The 19,266-nt window shown below is 69.9% G+C and carries 14 protein-coding genes and 1 pseudogene; 6 read left to right on the plus strand and 9 right to left on the minus strand.

Features of this window, described 5'->3' with window-relative positions:
• The first annotated feature begins 4 nt into the window (after positions 1-4).
• From tenA to OG430_RS01220, 4 genes and pseudogenes are all read left to right on the plus strand, one after another.
• The gene (gene tenA, locus OG430_RS01205) at positions 5-697 is read left to right on the plus strand and encodes a thiaminase II (protein WP_327350459.1); all 693 of its coding nucleotides are present in this window, start codon (positions 5-7) and stop codon (positions 695-697) included.
• Positions 694-2,088, plus strand: coding sequence for a purine-cytosine permease family protein (locus OG430_RS01210; RefSeq protein WP_327350460.1), 1,395 nt, complete (start codon positions 694-696; stop codon positions 2,086-2,088). The genes tenA and OG430_RS01210 overlap by 4 nt, the downstream gene beginning before the upstream one ends.
• Before the next feature lie 66 nt (positions 2,089-2,154).
• Positions 2,155-2,283: pseudogene (locus tag OG430_RS01215) on the plus strand (transposase); the annotation flags it as partial.
• Between the two features lie 79 nt (positions 2,284-2,362).
• On the plus strand, positions 2,363-3,322 hold the full coding sequence (locus OG430_RS01220; RefSeq protein WP_327350461.1) for a hypothetical protein: 960 nt from the start codon (positions 2,363-2,365) through the stop codon (positions 3,320-3,322).
• Positions 3,323-3,595: 273 nt separating this feature from the next.
• Here the strand turns inward: OG430_RS01220 and OG430_RS01225 are convergent, their stop codons facing one another.
• Positions 3,596-4,042 carry a hypothetical protein gene (locus tag OG430_RS01225; RefSeq protein ID WP_327350462.1) on the minus strand — a complete coding sequence of 149 codons (447 nt, stop codon included), beginning with the start codon at positions 4,040-4,042 and terminating at the stop codon, positions 3,596-3,598.
• Positions 4,043-4,176: 134 nt separating this feature from the next.
• Between OG430_RS01225 and OG430_RS01230 the strand changes: the two genes are divergently transcribed.
• Entirely contained in the window at positions 4,177-4,566 is a 390-nt protein-coding gene (locus tag OG430_RS01230; protein WP_327350463.1) for a hypothetical protein, read from the plus strand.
• Positions 4,567-4,774: 208 nt separating this feature from the next.
• Here the strand turns inward: OG430_RS01230 and OG430_RS01235 are convergent, their stop codons facing one another.
• The 8 genes from OG430_RS01235 to OG430_RS01270 form a co-directional block, all read right to left on the minus strand.
• Complete coding sequence (locus tag OG430_RS01235; RefSeq protein WP_327350464.1) at positions 4,775-5,311, minus strand: dihydrofolate reductase family protein; 537 nt, start codon at positions 5,309-5,311, stop codon at positions 4,775-4,777.
• Positions 5,312-5,372: 61 nt separating this feature from the next.
• The gene (locus OG430_RS01240; RefSeq protein WP_327350465.1) at positions 5,373-5,684 is read right to left on the minus strand and encodes a WhiB family transcriptional regulator; all 312 of its coding nucleotides are present in this window, start codon (positions 5,682-5,684) and stop codon (positions 5,373-5,375) included.
• A gap of 146 nt (positions 5,685-5,830) precedes the next feature.
• Positions 5,831-10,546 (minus strand): trypsin-like peptidase domain-containing protein, encoded by a 4,716-nt coding sequence (locus OG430_RS01245; protein WP_327350466.1) that lies wholly within the window; start codon positions 10,544-10,546, stop codon positions 5,831-5,833.
• On the minus strand, positions 10,543-10,851 hold the full coding sequence (locus OG430_RS01250) for a trypco2 family protein (RefSeq protein ID WP_327350467.1): 309 nt from the start codon (positions 10,849-10,851) through the stop codon (positions 10,543-10,545). The genes OG430_RS01245 and OG430_RS01250 overlap by 4 nt, the downstream gene beginning before the upstream one ends.
• Positions 10,852-11,140: 289 nt before the next feature.
• Positions 11,141-11,749: a short chain dehydrogenase gene (locus OG430_RS01255; RefSeq protein WP_327350468.1), complete on the minus strand. Its 609-nt coding sequence runs from the start codon at positions 11,747-11,749 to the stop codon at positions 11,141-11,143.
• Between the two features lie 251 nt (positions 11,750-12,000).
• Positions 12,001-14,967: a hypothetical protein gene (locus OG430_RS01260; protein WP_327350469.1), complete on the minus strand. Its 2,967-nt coding sequence runs from the start codon at positions 14,965-14,967 to the stop codon at positions 12,001-12,003.
• Between the two features lie 2 nt (positions 14,968-14,969).
• Positions 14,970-16,796, minus strand: a complete 1,827-nt coding sequence (locus tag OG430_RS01265; protein ID WP_327350470.1) for an HSP90 family protein — start codon at positions 16,794-16,796, stop codon at positions 14,970-14,972.
• 49 nt (positions 16,797-16,845) lie between these two features.
• Entirely contained in the window at positions 16,846-17,829 is a 984-nt protein-coding gene (locus OG430_RS01270) for a hypothetical protein (protein ID WP_327350471.1), read from the minus strand.
• Between the two features lie 705 nt (positions 17,830-18,534).
• Between OG430_RS01270 and thpR the strand changes: the two genes are divergently transcribed.
• Positions 18,535-19,119: an RNA 2',3'-cyclic phosphodiesterase gene (thpR, locus tag OG430_RS01275; RefSeq protein WP_442816424.1), complete on the plus strand. Its 585-nt coding sequence runs from the start codon at positions 18,535-18,537 to the stop codon at positions 19,117-19,119.
• Positions 19,120-19,266 lie beyond the last annotated feature (147 nt).

Below are 19,266 nucleotides of genomic sequence, written 5' to 3' on the forward strand. Positions count from 1 at the left end.
CCGCATGACCACGACCGCATTCTGCGACGAGCTGTGGACCGCCATCACCGAGATCCGTGCGGGCATCGACAAGCTGCCGTTCGTCACCGGCCTCGGTGACGGCACCCTGGACCGGGACAAATTCGTCTACTACCTGGCCCAGGACGCCCACTACCTGCGCGACTACGCCCGCGCCCTGGCCAGCGCCGCAGCGAAGGCAGACCGGCCAGAGGACATCGCGTTCTTCGCGAAGTCCGCCCACGACGCCGTCGTCGTCGAGAGCTCCCTGCACGAGAGCAACGTCGTCGACGTCGACGCCTGGACGCCCTCCCCCACCTGCACCGGCTACACCTCCTACCTGCTCTCCGTGGCCCACACCCAGGGCTACCCCGAGCTGGCCGCCGCGGTCCTGCCCTGCTTCTGGATCTACGCCGAGGTCGGCAAGGCCCTCCTCGAGCAGGCCGGCGACCTCGCCGCTCACCCCTACGGCGACTGGATCGGCACCTACGCCGACGAGGAGTTCGAAGCGGCCACCGAACGCGCCCGACAGGTCGTCAACCGGCTTGCGGACCAGGCCGACCCGGCCACCCGCGCACGGATGCGTGACGCCTTCACGACCGCTTCCACCTGGGAGTGGATGTTCTGGGACGCCGCCTGGCGGATGGAGTCCTGGCCCTTCGACACCGTTCCCGCCCAGGTTTCGGAGTCCGCGAAGTGACGACCACCACCGAACCCACAACCCCGAGACCGGCCCCGGTAAATGAGGCGCCACTCACCCTCGACCAGCCCACACCGAAGGTCCTGACCGGCGCGGACCAGGGCGCCTTCTGGGCCAACCTGGGCGTCAGCCTGCTCGGCTTCAGCGGCATGCTGGTCGTCCTCGACCCGCTGGGCACCGGCAGTCCGACCCTGTCGTTCGCCGCCGCCGTCACCGCATCCGTCGTCGGCACCCTGATCGGCACCCTCGCCCTCGGCCTCGCCGCCATCACCGGGGCCCGCACCGGCGCGCCCTCAATGGTCCTGCTGCGCGGCCTGTTCGGCGCCAAGGCGTCCTACCTGCCCACCGTCCTCAACGTGCTGCAGATGGTCGGCTGGGCCGTCTTCGAGCTGGTGGTCATTTCCACCGGCCTGAAGATCCTGGCCCGCCAGGCCTTCGGCAACCCGGGACCCGGCTGGCTGTACGTGCTCGTCGCGGGCGCGGTGACGACAGCACTCACCCTGCGCCCGCTCGGCGCCCTGCGCATCATCCGCCGCTACGTCACCGTCGCCGTCGCCTTGGCCATCTGCTACCTGGGCTGGGACCTGGCCGGCCGCGGCATCGAGATGGAGGGCGGCTCCTGGAAGGACTTCTGGTTCGCCGCCGACAGCGTGATCGCCGTGTCGATCTCCTGGCTGCCGTTGGTCGCCGACTACTCACGGCACTCCCGCAGCGAGAAGGAGGCCTTCGGCGGCCTGGTCATCGGCCAGACCCTCGCGGGCGTCGCGGGTTCGGTCCTCGGCGTGGCAGCCCTCGCCATGATCGCGTTCGACAGCACCGACCCGTACAAGGTCTTCGACCCCTTCACCGCCACCAGCGTCGGCGTGATCTGCTTCGGCGTCCTGGTGCTTCGCGAGGTCGACCAGTCCTTCGCCAACGTCTACTCCACCGCCGTCTCCGCCCAGAACCTGCTGCCCCGCGCGGACCGCCGCATCCTGTGCCTGATCAGCGGCACCCTGGCCACCGGCCTGGCACTCCTGGTGAACATGGACAGCTACGCCAGCTTCCTCTACCTGATCGGCGCGGTCTTCATCCCCATGTTCGCCGTCCTCGTCGTGGACTTCTTCGTCCTCGGCGGCCACCGCACCTGGGACGTCTCCGAACAGGCCCCCACCCGCTGGATCATGCTTGCGCCCTGGGCACTCGGCTTCGCCACCTACCAACTGATAGCACCGACGAACATCGCCGGCTGGTCCGACTTCTGGGCCTGGCTGCAGGACGCCGTGGGCCTCACCGTCCAACCATGGATGAGCGCCTCCCTGCTCTCCTTCGCGGTAGCCGCCCTCACCACCCTCGCGGTGGGCCGCAGGCGTCGGCACGTTGCCGGTTCGCCCGGGCAGCACCCCGGCTAAGGGCAAGCATCACGGTCGTCACGGGATGCCCCAAACTCATCGCAACCCAACACCCCAGCCCCCGTGTGGGAGCACACCCTTGTCCTCCTCAGGTTCCCGCCCGAGATCCGCAAGATCCTCAGCACCACCAACATGATCGAGTCCCCCAACTCCCGCTTCCGGCAACCCACAAGGCGCCGCGGACACTTCCCGTCCGGCCTGGACATCCCTCGGCCGCGCTGGCGCAGCGCGCCCGTGGGTCCAGGTGGAGCAGGGAGGCGATGAGCTGCGCGCCTTGGCGGAGGCCGAGAAGGTGCTGGAGGTCAACACGAGGGTGCCGTTGCATCCGCAGGTTGTGGACTGGTGGCGTGCGCAAGGCGGCCAGGCCATCACCTTCGCCAGCGACGCGCACACTCAACACTGCGCCGACGCCTGCGGGGAGGAGATACACGACACGGATCCCGATCCGCTGGGCAAGCGCGTCGGCACCTCGACGGCCGGCTGGCCACGGAGCCGCACCACAACTGGCCACCGACCCGTCGGAGCTGCCTCGGAGGGCCGATCCACCCCGGAAAGGTTCAGACCTTTCGCGATTCATGCTAGCTTCCCGGGAATGCGCATACGCTCGACGCACGGTCGTGGAATGCACGCCTTTCCGAGGACACTTACGGCCTTCGCGGTCGCACTCCTGCTCTCCCTTATCGGCCCGGGGGCGGTCGCCAACGGGGCTCCATCCGATTCGCCGAGCCGTGAGTGTGCAACCCCCTCGATCGATCGACTGCAACAGTGGATCGCCAGCGGCGAGGGCACCACCGTGCCGGCGACCGGCAGTCTGCTCGTGCGCGAACGCCACGGATATGCGGCCAAAGTGACGTTCGTCAACGCCGAATGGCACGTGGCCGTCGTCTGGCTCGGCAACCAATTCGAGGCCCAGGCCGACCTTTCCCGGTCGCGCGGCTTCTGGATGACGTACAGCGCGACCGACGACCTCTACGTCCAGCTGCGGCCGGCATCGCACTGGAGCGGCGGGGACAAGTGGCTCACACGGGTGCCTTCGACAGGCGGCAAGCTCGTGCGGAAGTTCTTCAGCTTCTCCCCCGGCAACTGGACCACGCTACCCGAACTGGGCACGCCTACGTACTCGTTCGCTTCGGCGCTGACCGAGGCACGCGGCCTGGTCTTCGTCGGCAAGACCCCGAACAAACTCGACTTCCGCAGGCTGCGCATCCACGGCTACCGGCCGCCGTGCCTCTGACCTGCCGAACTCCCGCCTCAAGCTCGGGTCCTCCGCGGTGATGTGGCCGTCGCCGGTCTGGTCGAAGGAGCGTGCGGCGCTCCTCTGGGACTCCTGCCTCCTCCTCTTGCGCTGCGTGGGGATGCGGCGGCGGGGCTGCGCGGCCCCCGCCGGCAGGCGCCCGATCGCGGCCGTGGTCAGCGGCCGGCAGCCAGTTGCTCTCCCGGATCGCCGCCGCCCACCCCGGGTCACCAAGGCGTGGGTTGACGCCGGCTATCGCACCACCGCCGTCAATTACGGTGATTCTCGCCGCAATGATGGCGTGCCTGGCTTTGGCCTAGCTCCTTCTGCCGCGCGACGATGGATGACTGCAAGTCGCCCGGAGAACGCCAGACAGAGGACCGCTAGGAGCGGCAGCACGGCCAAGGTGGGGTTCACCCAGGCCGGGACCAGGTCGTAGCCGGCGTTGCATCTTTCGTGCAGCGGGTACCACTGCCCGAATTCGGCGAAGTGCGCACTGCGGTACGCCGAGTCGTACGTCTGGCCCGCGCCATGGCACGCCTCTTCCGTGTCCAGCCCACCGGCCAAGGCGCCGATGAGGTAGGTGATCCCAGTCCCCAGCAGAAGCAACACGGCGTTCATCGCGTACCAGAGGGGACTGCGCCGCCATTTCCTGGTGAACAGCGGGTAGGACCACAGTCCGGCAAAGAGGAGAACGACGATCAGGACGATGAGGCCCATGGGCGTCCAGCCTTCGGTGGTGGAGGAAGTGGGGGTGCGGAGACAGCAGCTGGGACATCGTCAGGAAACAATCTTGGGCAGCCTCGCTCTCGTCTCCGCAGGCACCCGTTGAACCACACCACCAGGAGCAACCAGTGTCGTACCCGCAGCTGCTCACCCCCGAGGAAAAGCTCGCCGCCGCGAAAAAGCTGTTGAGCCTCCCGCGTATCGTCGTGATCTGCGGCTCCACCCGCTTCATGACCGAGATGACCGAGGCCGATCTGCGGGAGACCAAAGCCGGAAGGATTGTCGTCAAGCCGGGCTGTGACATGAAGTCGCCGCACGAACTGTGGTCCGATCCTGGCGAGGCCGAGGCCCTGAAGGTTCGACTCGACCATCTGCACCGGGCGAAGATCCGGCTCGCTGATGAGGTGCTCGTAGTCGGCGACTACATCGGAGACAGCACCCGAGCCGAAATCGCCTACGCCCGGTCGCTGGGCAAGTCCGTGCGGTTCACGCACCCCGAAGTCGACCCTGACGCCTGACCGCCCGCTGTCACCTCGACAACCACGGCCGACAGCCCGCTCCGCCTGACCGTCTCGCGGTGGCTTCGGCCGCCGGCGGTGCGTGCGCTGCAAGGCGGAGGAGGGCGCCATGGTGGAGCCATGGCCACCCACGACGACGCGGCAGATGTGCGTGCCGGAACAACGCAGGACCCGGCAAGATCCACCGGGCAGGGCCCAGTTGCGACCGCTACTTGCGCACGTGGAAGCGCAGCATGGTGACCCCGCCCGACTGGATGTTGCTGAACGGTTCCAGGTCGATCCGGTCGAGGCCCGGCGGTGCGAAGCGGACGCCGTCGCCGAGCAGCACCGGCAGCACGTACACCAGGATCTCGTCGACGAGGCCGCGCTGCAGGCACTGGGCGGCCACGTCGGCGCCGAGGATCTCCAGGTTCTTGTCGCCGGCGGCGCGGCGTGCCGTGGCCACGGCTTCCTCGATGTCGCAGGTGAGGAAGGTGACGTTGGGGTCCGGCTCGTCGGGCGGGCGGTGGGTGAGGACGAACTGCGCCCCGCCGTCGTAGTCGGGGTTCTCGCCGGACATGCGCTTGCCGACCTCGTACGTGCGCCGGCCGATGAGCATGGCGCCCGTGGCCGCCATGACCTCCGGGAACGTCGCCGACGTCATGTGCTCGAAGATCCAGTCCATCGTGTGGCCCGGACCGGCGATGAACCCGTCGAGGGACATCACCCTGTTCACGACCACTTTGCCGGTGCCCGCATCCGTCATCGTGTCTCCTTCGTGGATACCCCCGGCTGAGTCAGCCTTCATGAGCGGCCTGCCGGCTCGGTCAGGTACCGGTGAGGGGGAGGTCTACCTGCTGCCGTGCATGCTCTGCACGGGCGGTCCTGAGGAGGGTCCGCCAGGAGGTCACGGTCGGCCTGCGGCGCAGCAACGCCCGGCGCTCCCGCTCGGTCATCCCACCCCACACACCGAACTCGATGCGCTCATCCAGGGCATAGGCCAAACACTCCGTCTTGACCTCACAGGCACCACAAATCCGCTTCGCGTCCGACTGCGCGGCGCCCGCCACGAACAGCTCGTCCGGATCCGCCGTCCGGCACGCCGCACGCTCCTCCCACGCCTCACGGCCGTAGTCCACTGCCCCGCCCCTCAATTACGTTGTGGGTGACTGTAGTTGACCGGTGACACTACGCCACACTTCTGATCTTCCACAGCCTCTCACCAGCACCTGAACAGACAGTGACCCCACATCCGGCTCACCCTCGCGGCGGTAGCGGCGTTCCGTCAGAAGCTTCCAAGGTCCCGGACCAGCGAGGGCTGATGCATCAGCGTCAGCCACACATGCCACGTGGTCTCGCCTCCCTGTGCGTTGAGCCAGGCGAGGCGGCCACCGGCAGGGAGGACCGGGGCTGCCTGCTCCGGGTGGCGCCAGAAGTCCAGCAGTTGTTCCAGGGCCTCTCGGCGTCTGCGCGCCGGTGAGCTCATCATGTGCAGCTCGTAATCCCGCACCGTCAGGGACGCGGGAGCGTGCATCAACATGCCTACGGCGTCACCTGGGCTCAGCGCCTGCCATGGCTGGGTGAACGAACTCAGGTCGAGGTCGGGCAGGAGCGGCGTCAGGCGTGCCGCGATCCAACCGCGCACTTGATCATTGTGCTGGAAGCCGTCGATGTCTTCGATGCTGCGTCGCAACGCTTGCGCCGACTCGTCCGCCGGCTGCCTCAGATGCTGCAGGGTGCGGTGGACTTCCGCGAGCGCCAGTGCCCTGTTCACCTCGGATGCGATGTCTCGTGCGTACCGTTTCGCGTCTTGTAGAAGGTCGTTCGCGGCGGCGGTGTCCCCCACCCCGGCGGCTACCCTCGCCGCGGCAGCAAGAAGCCGGCTGTACATCTCGGGGTTGTGGATTTGGTAGTAGTGGTCGTCGGTGCCAAGGATGCGCCGCATTTCCGGCGAGGCTTCGAGGAAGAAGTCGGGCAGCGTCAGCGGCGACCACGTGGGCAGGGCGATCGCATCCAGGAGTTCCCGTGCCAGGTCCCGATCGTCGAGATCCAGCGCCGTCTCGGCTGCCCGAAGGATGTGCAGCGCGGGTTCAGCGAAGTCGAGGTGGCGGGTCCTGGCCAGGTGGGCTGCCTGGCGCAGGAGGCTGTGCGGGTCGTCGGCGAACGGCGCGAGTACGGTGAGCAGTTCTGCGCCCAGTCGCTCGTCCAGGATGCCCACCATTTCGCTCGCCCGGTCGAGCAGTTCAACGGCCCAGGCGCCGTGGCCGGCCTTGATGGCGTCATCCGCGAGGTCGGGCAGCACCGCGGGAAGCCCCGGCTCGGGAAGGCGCTGGGCCAGATGTTCGAAGAGCCCGCGATCCCCCAGCTGTATCGCGAGGGTGAGGCAGTCCACCAGGGCAGGATGCAATGCGTCCCCTACCGCCCGCATCACCTCGCTCAGCAATTCGCGTGCCCGGCCCTCGTCAATTTCCGCGACGGCCTCGATGAAGGAGATGCGTTCGCTGTCGAGCGGCCCGCACTTGCGGAGCGTCTTCTCAGCTGCCTTCAGCGAACGACGGGCCGTCTTCATGTCGCCCGCCCGCGCTGCGGTGACCGACGCGCGTGCCAGCTGGGCGGTGTCCGCGTGCCGCATCAGTGCCTGTGCCGCGTGCAGCGCTTCATGGGCGTGTTCTGGAAAGCCGATCTCCACGGACCGGTCTGCGACCGTCAGGAGCGCGGACAAACGCTCGGCCGGATCAGCGAGTTCTTGTGCCCTGGCGAGCGCCCGCGCCGGGCCTGCGACGTCGACCGCGGCAGACAGATAGTCGTGGGCAGTCGTCGGGTCGCCCAGCACGGGCATGGCCCGGGCGAGCGCGTCCTCTGCGTCCTCGCCGCAGCACTGCAGGGACCGCGCCAGTTCCAAGTGCAAGAGGGGGACGGTCAGATCATCACCCTCGGGGAAGGCCGCGACGGCGGTTTTGGCCCGGGTGAGCAGTCGGGCGGCAGCGTCCGGCTGCGCCGGCCGCACAGCGCGTGCGATCTCGCACAGGCCGAAGGCGTGATCGGCCGTGCCCCGCAGAGCGTTGCACAGCAGTTCTGCCCAGTCCGACCGCCCAGCTGCAGCAGCAGCGGCCGCGACGTGGGTCACCGTGACCGGGAATTTGCTGGGCAGCGTCAGATACGAGGCGATGCGGGCCGCCTGCCGCCAGTGTCCGGCCTTGGCGTATCCGCGGGCAATTCTCGCCTTGGTCGTTTCCGCAGCGATTCCCCGGTCCGTGTGCCCTACCCAGCCGGCCAACCCACGAGCAAGACGGATGGCCTGCTCTTGATCGTCACCGGAGGCCTCGGGCACGCCTGCCAGGCCGGTCAGAGGTACGGTCAAGCCGTTGACAAGGTCGGCCCGTGCGTCCCTCATAGCGGCCAGGACGTGCCGGGCGAGGGACCAGTCGCCGTCCGCCACCGCCCGCCCGACCAGCGCGACCAACTGCTCCTCGGTAAACCGGGGTTCCTCCCCGGCGACGCGGAGTTCGGCATGTCGCAAGAACCATTCGGCCCAGTCCGTCAGATGGACGGCGGCACATGCGGCGGCGGCCGCGAGCACCAAATCGAGGCCGTGGTCGAAGGGTCGCCTGTCCGTAGGAGTCCGGCCACCGAACCACATCGCATGACTCTCGTCCGCGTCGCGACGGCGTCGCCGATGCCGGGCCTGCGCCACCGACGTGGAAGTCCAGGTCGAGGTGTCCGTGCCCGCCGCGAGTTCGTGCAGCAAATCCGGAAGGTCTACCGTGCCCCAGCCACGTTCCATTTCCTGATCCCACGAATCGTCCCCGTCAAGGTCGGGGAGTTCGTCCAGGTCCCGCTGCGCCCCGTGCCGAGCGCCCGCATCCATCACCGCGTCGCGCAGCCGCATGGCGGCCTGCTCCTCGCCCAAGGCCATGGCGGCCTCGACACCCGTCTCCAGGACATGCTCCAGCCCAGGAACGGTTTCCAGGTCCAGCCGGTTCAGGGCATCCAGACGAGCCTCGGGCACGTCATGACGCTCGGCCGTCTGCTGCGCCTCTGCGGCCAGAGCGGTCGCGAACTCCTCCTGGCCATGGCGTTCAGCCAGCAGCGCCAAACCCCACAACGCCTCGTACCGATCCTCGGCGTCGGCCAGGCACCGCGCCAGGTGATGAGCACGACCCCAGTGCCCCAACAGCCCCCACAGCAGGGCTATCTCCGCCGGATAGGCGGCCACGGTCGCGAGGAGCTGGTCGTATATCAGCGCAAGATTGATCGACCGCCCCAAGTCGGGCTGCTCACTTCGCGCCAGCAGCCTCAACGCCCTGTCGATCTCGTCCAGGGCGAACCCTTCGTGCCCGGTCCTGGCCCGCCACAGCCGCACCCGTCCAGCGGACGGCAGCGCGACGATCCGTTCGTGTTCGCCGCTGTGGAGCGTGCCCGGATAGATCGCGAGCAGGTAGTGGGGGGTGTCCGCGGGCCAGCCCGCTGCCGCGCATCGATCCGCCCATCGGTGTACGGCCTCGCGCCGCTCGCTGGTGACTTTCGAGCCGACCTGCTCCATGGCCGCCGCGTGCAACTCGGCGTGGCCGAACACCCATCGCCCCGACCCGCTCGCTGCGTCCTCTTCCAACACGCGCGCCGCCGTGCGGGTCACGATCCGCCGCAGATCGACCCGATCCACGTCGTCCAGGACCTCGTCCAAGTCATCCAGCGACACCGGGCCGGCCACCGCCAACGTCGCCAACACCCGCCGAGTGAGCGGATCCTGCAGCAGGTCTGCCAGGTCGGACTCGGCCAACCGCCGGGCATCAACCGCTCTCCGGTCGGGGGTGAGGAGCATCCGAGGACATCGGTGCCGGTCGCCGAGGGGATGGTCGGCGAGATCCTCGTGCCGGTCGTGCCGACTGAGCACCAGGATCCGGGAACTGCTCGTGGTGCAGAGCGGTACCACGGCCGCCAGCCGGGTCGGAGAGGCGTACTCGTCCAACCCGTCGATGAGAAGCAGGAGCTTGCGGCCCGTCGCGTCCGACAGCTCCGACGCGCGTACCCACAAGTCAGCCAGATCGGCCGGATCGTAACGGTCCTGCCGAGGCTCGCCCACCAAGGCCGCCAACTGGTCGCACACCGCATGGACGAAAGCATCGACCTGCTGTTGGCGGCTGCGGGAGAAGGAGAACGACACCACGTCCACGCCTTCGGGCGGACGAACGGCGATCTGCAGTGCCGCGGTCGTCTTTCCCGACCACGGCTCGCCGCTCCACCACTCGTACGAACCCTCTCCCCCGCAGAACTCCGCCACCCGCCGCTCGACCGCTGCCCCGGGCACGAAGTCGTCGACGGCCTGAAGCCTCAGCCGCACCGACGCCGCGTACCGCGCCGTCCGCCGCGCCACCCGATGCGAGACGCGCACACCGGCCTCGTCCAGCACCTCCCAGAAGCCGGACGCGCCCGGAACAGCGGCCAACGGCACCGCGTGCAGGGGGACATCAGCGCCCTCCACCTCCACGACCACGCCGACCAGCAGGCCGTGGGCGAACACCGCGGCCCCCGAGAATCCCGCCCAGGATGTTCCCCCCACGGTCCTCGGCCGGCCTTCGCGGTTCAGCTCCAGCAACCCGCTCTTGATGTTGGTCTGCGTCCTGACGGTCGCCTCGACCTGGTAACTGTCCTGCACTTCACCGCTGTTGAACCCCGGAAAGCCGACGGCCACCACCTCCAGGACGGACGCATGCTCCGCCTGGACGCGCCCGACGACCAGCTCGCACTCGGCCGCCGCGGCGCCGTCGTCCAGCTTCAGCACCGCCAGGTCCGCCTCCCGCGACTGCCATGCCACCGACGCCGACACGGTGACTGACCGGGTGCGGACCTTGAGCGTCGCCTGCTCGCCGCACTCCACCACGTGCTGGGCCGTCAGTACCAGACCACCACCGATGAGGTAGCCGGAGCCGAACCCGTAGTCACCGGGCCCGTGTACGACGACGACTTCGGCGATGCGGTCCAACGCCGGATGGACGTTCACGACGGCTCTTGGTCACCTCGCCGACCGACCTTCACCCGACCCGTGGGGCCCTCCGGGGTCAGCGACAGCGTGATCCGTGCCCGCGACCCCTCGGTGGTCTTCCGCGAAGCGCTCCCCGAGCCCAGAACCCAGAACTTGACCTCTCCCTTGCCCTCGAGGTCGCGACTGGTGGTGACCTCGATCTCCAACTCACTCGCCCCGACCTCGAACTTGATGTCCCGTGCGGCCCGCAGCCGCTGGGCTCTTTCCAGCTCGTCCCCGAGTGCTGCGATCCACTCGGCCAGCCCGATCTCGTCACCCTGCATGCCCGCACCAGCCCCCGTTGAGATCACAAAGATTCCTCGGAGCACTTCCTACTGGTTCCAGGCCCGCTCCGACAAGAGCCTTGATGAGCGCGTTCGTAAACCTGACACGGAACGGCGGCCGACCACGCACCCTGTCACGCGCCGCGGGACGGGGCACGGGTGCCGCCGGGTCGGTGACTGGGCCGCTGCGAGCAACGTCGAGATCGCCTCCACCCCGACCAACAGTTCGTGGCTGCCGACGAACGCCTCCGTAGGGTCGTCAAAAGGACAAACGTGGCCTGACGCAGCGCTAGAACTGCTCCTCGACCCGATAGACCTGCCCGGTCTGGGCTCCTTCAACGGATTTGACGTAAGCCTGAGCCACCTGCTCAGGCAAAACTCCCTTGGCCCCGGGAAACAGAGCTGCGGTGCGCGGCAGCGAGGTGGTGAACACCGATGGGCTCACGGCATTGATGCGCTGACGGTGCGGCAGTTCAATGGCCGCGGCCACCACAAATGCTTTGAGTGCACCACTGACCAGCGCGGCGGCCGTGCTGCCCGGGACTGGATCATGCGAGAGCACGCTCGTGATCAACGTGAACGACCCCGTCGCCGAGACATGGCTGACGCCTTGGCGCACCAGCTCCACCTGCCCGAGCAGCTTGTGCCGGATTCCTGCTTCCAAATCCTCGCGATCCAGTTCGGCGAACGGTTTGAGCGTCACCGTGCCCGCCGCGCAGGCCACCGCATCCACTGTCCCGACCGTCTGGTACATCGCCGTGATCGATTGGGGATCGGTGATGTCGACGGTGACGTCCCCGCCGTTCCGGCTTGCCGCCACAACCTCATGCCGTCTGCTCAACGCCCCCCGAACAGCCGTCCCCAGCGTCCCCGATGCCCCCACCAGCAAGATTCTCATACTCATAGCCGACGCCTGCCGGGCCGGGGAAGTTCCTTCACACGGCAGGGAAGCCACCCGGAGGGCACATCACAACAGTGCGGACGGTGCCTGATGGGGCTCGAGGGCGCGACCGGGCTTGCCGGCCGCGCCCCGCCGCTAGGCGTGCAGTCCGAGCCCCCACAGCAAGTGGCGTACGCACCCAATGTGTTGACGGGGCGTGTTCATGCGCGGCGCCCTCCCAGCTCCGTATCGCCTACCTCTCCGCCCTCCTACCCTTCCTCGCGCAGCTGCGCCGCCAACTCGGCCAGAGGTCGGGCCTCTTCGGCGTGGCCCAGGGCGGTGAGGCGGGAGATCGCCGCGTCGAGGCGTGTCAGTGCCGGGGCGGTTCGTTCCAGGTAGATGCCCTCGACCGCGCCCGCGAGGCGGACGCACTCGACCCACTCGCCGAGCCGGTCGTCCTGCGGTCCCGGCTCGCCGAGCAGGCCGAGGGCCTGCCCCAGGGCGGCCATGGCGCTCTCGTACTCGCCGGCGTAGGCGTTCACCCGCCCGTGTTCGTAGGCCAGGGCGGTGTCGAGGGCGCGGTCCTCGGCCTCGTGCCCGTCCTCGCGGGCGGCGTCGGCGACCTGGCCGGCCTCGGCGAGCAGGGCCAGGGCGCCGGCCAGACCGTCGGCGCCCTGCTCCTTGGCCTGGAGGCGGGCGAGTTCGCGCAGGGCGTTGCTGATCTGCTCGTGGCGCGGGGACTTGGCGTGGGCGGCCAGGGCCTGGTCCATGGCCTCGCGCGCCGGGCCGAACTCACCGGACTCGCCGAGGAGTACGGCCGTCCGTCCGGCGATCATCGCGTGGCTGCCGGGGTCGTCGTCCCAGCCGGCCGACTCGGCCGCGAGGGCGACGAACTCCGTCGTGGCCGCCTTGAGGTCGCCTCCCGCGTGCAGCGCGCGGGCCCTGATCAAGCGCAGTTGGGCGGTGAGCCGGTCGTCGAGTGCTCCGGTGGCGATGTCCGGTTCCGCCAGGACGGAGTCGAGCAGAGCGATGGCGTCCTCGACGTGCTCCAGGTCGAGGCTGAGCTGGGCGGCGTTGCTGTAGGTGCAGAACCCGTCCAGCCGGCTGCCGTGACGAAGGTGCAGTTCCGCCGCGCGGGTCAGCTGCCGCAGCGCCTCGTCGGGCCGGCCCAGGTGCATACAGGCTTCGGCCAGATCACCGTGCAGCCGACCGTGCCCGGCGGCGTCGGCGGGCCAGTCGGCGGCCAGCCGCAGGGCCTCGGTCAGGTCCGCGTGTGCGGCCTGTGCGTCCCGCAGGCCGAGTTGGACGCGGCCGCGCAGGCCGAGCGTGCGGGGCAGGTGCCAGGCGGGGCCGTGCGTCCTCAGCCGGTCGAGCAGTGCGTCGGTCTCGCTGAGCGCAGCGGGCAGGTCTCCGACGACGGCGTGCAGGGAGGCCCGCAGCAATCCGGCGCCGGATTGCTGGCCGATGTTGTGGTGCCGGGCGGCGAACTCCTGCAGCAGGTCCACCTCGGCGAACGCCGACGCGCTGTCCTCCTCACCACGCACGGTCTGCAGGCGCATGGCGAGAACGGACGACCGCAGCCGCAACAGGCGGGCCTCCTCGTGCGGGGTGAGGCCGGGAGTGTCCTCGTGCAGACGGACCATGGCCGCGTGGGCGGCGGTCAGGCCGGCGGCCTGCGCCGCCATCCGGTCCGCCTCGTCGCCGGGGAGCTCGTCCGGTACGGGTATCGCGGCCGTGGCGAGGGCGGCGGCGGCGCGGGCGAGAGCGGCTCGGCCCGGCAGGCCGGCGTCCTCGTAGAGCCCGGCGGCCTCCTCGTCGAGGGCGGCGGCGACGTCGTGCTCGTCCCGGACACCGGCTCGGTCCGCCTCGTCGGAGAGCAGGTCCGCGCGCAGCTGTACGAGCGGCCCGAGGGCCGGGTCGTCGGGGTGGCGGTAGTCACGGACGGCGGCGAGCGTACGCAGCCGCTGCCAGCAGGCCTCGGCGTCCGGGTGGCCCTGGTCGTCCAACTCCCGTGCCCGCAGGATGAGTTCGGGCAGCGACTCGGGTACGGCGGCGGCCGTACGGGCGACGCGGGTGGTGGTCGGGGCGGCCGGGATGTCCTGGGGCATGTCGTCGAGCGCCCGGGTCCGCAGGGTGAGTTCCAGTGCGTCCAGGAGCGGGGAGCGTTCGAGGCGGGAGCGGCGGCGGTCGCCGTGGGCCGTGGTGCCGTTGCGGTCGTCGAAGCGGGCGGCGAGCTCGCCCGCGCGGCCCCGCACCTCGGCGCACAGGTCCGTCACCGTCCAGACGCGGCCCGCGTATCCGGCGGCGGGCAGGCCGCCGTGGCCGAGTTGCTCGACGCGCCGCAGCAGGACCTCCACGCCGGTGAGGAAGTCGAGCAGGTCACTGGGCGACTCGACCTCCTCGAACAGGCCACGGTTCTCGGCGAGCAGTTCCAGGCCGCGCGCCTCGTTCCCGGTCAGCGCGCAGAACTCCAGGTGCCGGCCGATCTCCCCGGCCATCGAGGGGTTGCGGCGGCAGGCACGGTAGCCGGCGAGGTGCAGTTCCCGGGCCCGGTCGAGGTGGCCGGTGCGCAGCAGGGGCAGCAGGGCGTACGAGACGGAGCGGGCCGGCTCTTCCTGGCAGGAGCCCTGCCCGGCGAGTACGGGCTCCCAGGTGCGCAGGGCCCGCTCGTCGTCGCCCGCGGCGAGGTGGTACCGGGCATGCTCGCAGATCTCGCAGGCCTCGCAGTCGCTGAGCCGGCTGCGGATGCGGCCGGCCCACAGGTCGTGGGCGAGGGCGGTGTCCTCGCCCACGTGTGCGGCGAGTTGGTATGCCTGCCCGTAGTAGGGCTGGAGGTCGAGATCTTCCTTGACGTACCGGTCGCGCATCTCCGCCAGCCACTGGTGCAGGGTCGCGAGGGGGATCTCGGGCAGGGCCAGCAGGGCGTTCGCCACCCACTTGAATCGCCAGAAGAGCAGGTGCCGCTGACGCTCGTCGAAGACGTCGGGCCGCTCGTCGAAGAGGCCCAGCAGGCGCGCGAAGACGACGGGCGACTTCCGGGGTTCGGAGCCGTAGGTGTAGGCCTCCTGCAGTTCGAGGAGGGCGCTGACGACGGCGGCCGGATCGTCGAACTGCTCGGCGGCGTCGGCGAGTTCCTCGGCCGTGACGGTGCGGGCGCGGCCGTAGGGACGCTGGTCGTTCTCGTGCAGCGCCCGGTAGAGCTCGTCGGTGTTCTGGGGAAGGGAGGCGGTCGGCATCGTCAGCTGTCCTTGCGGAGGGCGTGGGCGAGGAGGTCGAGGAAGGAGCGGTTGATGAGGCTCGATTCGGCGGGCCTCAGCGGGCGCCGGGACAGCATCACCGCCTGACCGTAGAGGGCTTCGGCGCTGGTGCGGGCCAGCTCGGGCTCCTCGATGGCGACGGCGGTCCGCACCAGCGGGTTGAGCTGGTTGAGGATCAGCTGGGCCCGCGGGACCTCTTGGCGCAGGGCGCCGAGGATGCCGCCCCACACGCCGCCATCCTGCTCGCGGGCGAGCTGGGAGCGGGTGCGCTCGTGCCGGGCCTCGCGGCTGTCGACGAGCAGGGCGGGAGCGTTGGCGGGCTGGAAGGTACGCAGCGCGACATCGCAGTCGAAGACCGCGAGAGCGTCGCGGGCCAGCGCGAGATAGGCCCCTGCGGCTAGTTCCGTCTCCCTGTCGACGGGGTCGAGGTGTGCGGTGAGCGTCTCCGGGTCGAGGTCGGCGACGGCGATCTCCGGCCTGACCTCGGGCAGCCGGTGCACCAGTTCGCGGTCGTATGTGTAGCCGCCGTTGACGACGCCGAGACCGGCCGCCGAGGCGATCGCGGCGACCTGCCGGAACTCCTCCACGCTGTTCGTGACGAGCACGGTGCGATGGGTGCGGGCGAACTCGTCGAGGGTGGCGTGCCCGTCGGTGGTCTCGAACGGCAGCCAGGGCAGCAGCATCCGCAGGATCTCGTCGTCGTGCACGGCGAGCGATTTCACGGCCAGGTGGTGGGCCTGGAGGAAGCGGGCGAGCAGCTCCGGGTCGCTGGCGGCGGCCTTGGCGATCCATACGCGCAGCCGGTCGGCGAGGGCGTCGCGTACGGCGGCGAGGGTGTCGTCCTCGTACAGCGATTCGCGCGAGGCCGTCGGGCGCAGGCTCTCGGCGTCGACGACGCAGCGGACGAAGAAGGCCCAGTCGGGCAGGATCTCCGGGGCCTGCTCGGAGAGCAGCATGCCCTTGACGTGCACGCGGTGGCCGTGGCGGCGGCCGCTCGGGACCGCCTCGGGCAGGATGCAGGCGATGCCTTTCAACCCGACGGCGGGCAGGTCGAGTTCGATGGTGTCGAGCGGCTTGAAGCCGAAGACCTCTTCCCCGTACGCGGCCAGGGCGCGGCTCCGCGCGCCGGGCGTGGGATGGGTCTGGGACCAGGGGGCGGGCTCCGGGTTCACGGGTACGGCGGGTGCGCTCGTACCGTCCTCGAAGGTCACCGGGTGGCGCAGGAGCGAGCCGAAGTGCCGGGCCAGGGAGTGCACTTGGGACGGGCGGGTCCACTCGGCCGCGTCGGCGCGCGGGGTCAGCGTCACGGTGGTGCCGGGCTGTGGGCGGGCGGAGGCCGGGAGCGTACGCACGGTGTAGCTGCCGTCGCCGCGGCCGCGCCACTCGACGGCGGGGGCGCCCGGGGTGCGGGCACTGCGGCTGACGACGTGGATCTCGTCCGCGACCAGGAAGCAGGAGAGCAGACCGATGCCGAACTGGCCGATGAAGTCGGCCCGCTGCTCGGCGATCTTGTCGGCGCGCTTGCTGCTGCGGCCGATGGTGGCGAGGAAAGTGTGGACGTCGGCCTCCGTGAGACCGACACCGTCGTCCTCGACCCGGACCACCGCGCCGTCCGCGTACAGCCGGATGCCGAAGCTTCCCCGCGGTTCGAGAGCGCGGCGGGCGGTCAGGGCGTCCACCGCGTTCTGCATCAGTTCACGCAGGTAGACGCGGGGGCTGGAGTAGAGGTGGTGGGAGAGGAGGTCGACGAGGCCGCGCAGATCGACCTGGAAGGTGCGGTCGGCGGCGGAGTTTTCGGGCAGGGTCATCGGGCAGTCCGGGGTGTGAGGTGCGGCGGGAGGACGAGGGGGTGGCGGTTCAGAAGGCCTTGCGGAAGCGCGCGTACACCTTCTGCGGGTCCGCCATGAACGTCCACGGCCACTGGGTGAACGCACCGTCCAGCTCGCGGAAGACATTCGAGGCCGTGCTGCTGCCGGCCAGCGAGAGGGCCATGGCGAAGATGTTGTAGTCGCCCTGCCAGCCCAGGCGGCGCTCGTACGCGTGGTGCAGGATGCTGCGCTCCGCCGCCTCCCTCAGCTCGGTCCGAATCCTCGGGTCCTGCAGACAGCCCTGGTCGTCCGACTCCACCCACTCCTCGATCCGCGCCATGGCGACGGCACAGCCGAGCCGGTGCCCGTCGGGCGCGCCGGCGAAGGCCTTGCGGGCGAACTCCAGGGCCTGCCCCGGCTCACCGCCCCAGCGGGGCTGCAGCTGAGAGATCCACTCGAGGTGGATGTCGAGGTTCAGCGGATCGCGGCGCAGACCCGCGTCGCGCCGGGCCTCCTTGACGCCCTCGTCGACGGACATCCCACGCCCTGAGGTGAGCAGATGCCGCCACGGCGTGATCCAGTCGGGCCGCAGCTCGGCGGCCTCGAGCAGGTGTTCCTCGGCGATCCTCAGCCGCTCGTAGAAGATCTGCCACTGATCGCGCGAGACGTCCGCGGCACGGGCGGAGGTGCGCGCGTCCCAGCCCCAACTGACATGGCGCACACCCGAGATCAGCAGAGCCGTCGCCCGGTGCTCCTTGTCCTCGTCGGCCGCCCGGACGATCCACTTCTCCAGGCCTTCGATGTCGGACAGCTGGCCGAGGACCGCCTGCTCCCGGCCGAGATCGAACGGCGTGAGGGACGTCTTCACCTCCGCCCAGTCCCCCGCGTCGGCGGCCTCCACCAGGGCCAGGACACGCGAGTCTCCGAGGGCCCGCAGCGGGTGGACCCCATCGCGCCGCCTGCGCGAGGCGGGAAGGGCGTGCGGATCCGCCGCCGGACTCCCCCCGCCCTTCCCGAACAGCTTGCCGAACATCCCCGTGCCCTCCCCTGGTCCTGCCTGATCGTCTGCGCAGCATAGGCGGCGCCTCTGACAACTCGTCCACAGGGTGGTCGCAGAAACTTCACACGCATCGGACCGGCGGCCGGGCTCGCCCCGAGGCCGACGTCAGCTCCGCCCGGCGCCGGCGCTTTTGCCGCCGTTCCTTCCGTCGCCACCCGAACCGCCGTCGCGATAAGGGCGGACAGGGCACTGTTCGCCGGGTGGACCTTGCGCCACACGGCCTGGGTGTACGCCGCAAAGGTGGGGCGCCACCGCAGGGGACGAGGCGCCCGGCCGCGATCTCGCGACGCCTGGCCCGCCGCTGGATCGTCGAACGCAGCAACTTCTGGACGATGCGGGCCCGTCGCAACGTCCGCGACTACGAACGCACACTCGCCCACGCCGAAGCACACATCCAGTGGACCTTCATCACCCTCATGCCCCGCCGCCTTGCACGCCCCCTGCCCAAAGAGCAGGAGACTGCGATCGCTCTCACCGCGAACGGCAATCAGACGATCTATCCCTCGGACGGCGCTGTCACCTGCGGAAAGAGGTTGAGAGGCAGCTTCTCACTCGCTCCGGCCGCCTTGACGCCCCCGACCAAGCCCACCGGCGCTGCATGCGCAGATACGCCTTGACCTGCGCGCCGAGTACGGGGCCGCCAGTCGTCGTGGCAGCCGGATGGGGTACGAAGTCCTGGTGAACGAACAGATTCAGCCCGCTACGGTACGCGTGTTCATCGCGCTGGCCCCGCCCGATGACGCCAAGCAGGAGCTGGCCGAGCAACTGGGCCCGGCATACGCCGCGCACCCCCTCATGCGATGGAACCGCATCGAGGACTGGCACATCACCCTGGCATTCCTGGGTAAACTCGCCGTCGAGACGGTGTCGTTGCTGTGCCCGCGCCTGAAGAACCTCGCCTCCACCCACCAGCCCCTGACCCTGGCGCTGAACGGCGGCGGTCACTTCGACGAGCGGGTGCTGTGGAGTGGGATCGACGGCGATCTCGACGGACTGCACCGGCTCGCCGCGGATGTCCGAGCCACGGTCAAGGAGTGCGACATCGCGTTCACGGACCGGCCACTACGCCCCCATCTGACCCTGGCCCGCGCCCGCCGCACCACGCCGACCTGCGTGGTGGAGGCCGCCACCTCGCTCGCCGGATTCACCGGCCGTCAGTGGCCGGCCGAGCAACTGCACCTCGTCGCCAGCAATGTCGGCCGCGGCCCGGGACCGATCCGCTATCGCGACATCGCGGCCTGGAAATTCACCGGCCACGAGTGAGGCGGCGGCGCCACGGCGTCGATCCCGGAGCCAGTCCGAAGGTTCTGCCGGGCGGTTCAGGCGGCCGGCTCCACCGCCGCACCCGCTAGGGCCGGTGGCCCTGGCCAGTGCGGTGCTGTGACTGATCGGCATCGTCATCGCGGCAGT

The organism is Streptomyces sp. NBC_01304, from assembly GCF_035975855.1.
In the GTDB taxonomy this organism is placed as follows: Bacteria; Actinomycetota; Actinomycetes; order Streptomycetales; family Streptomycetaceae; genus Streptomyces.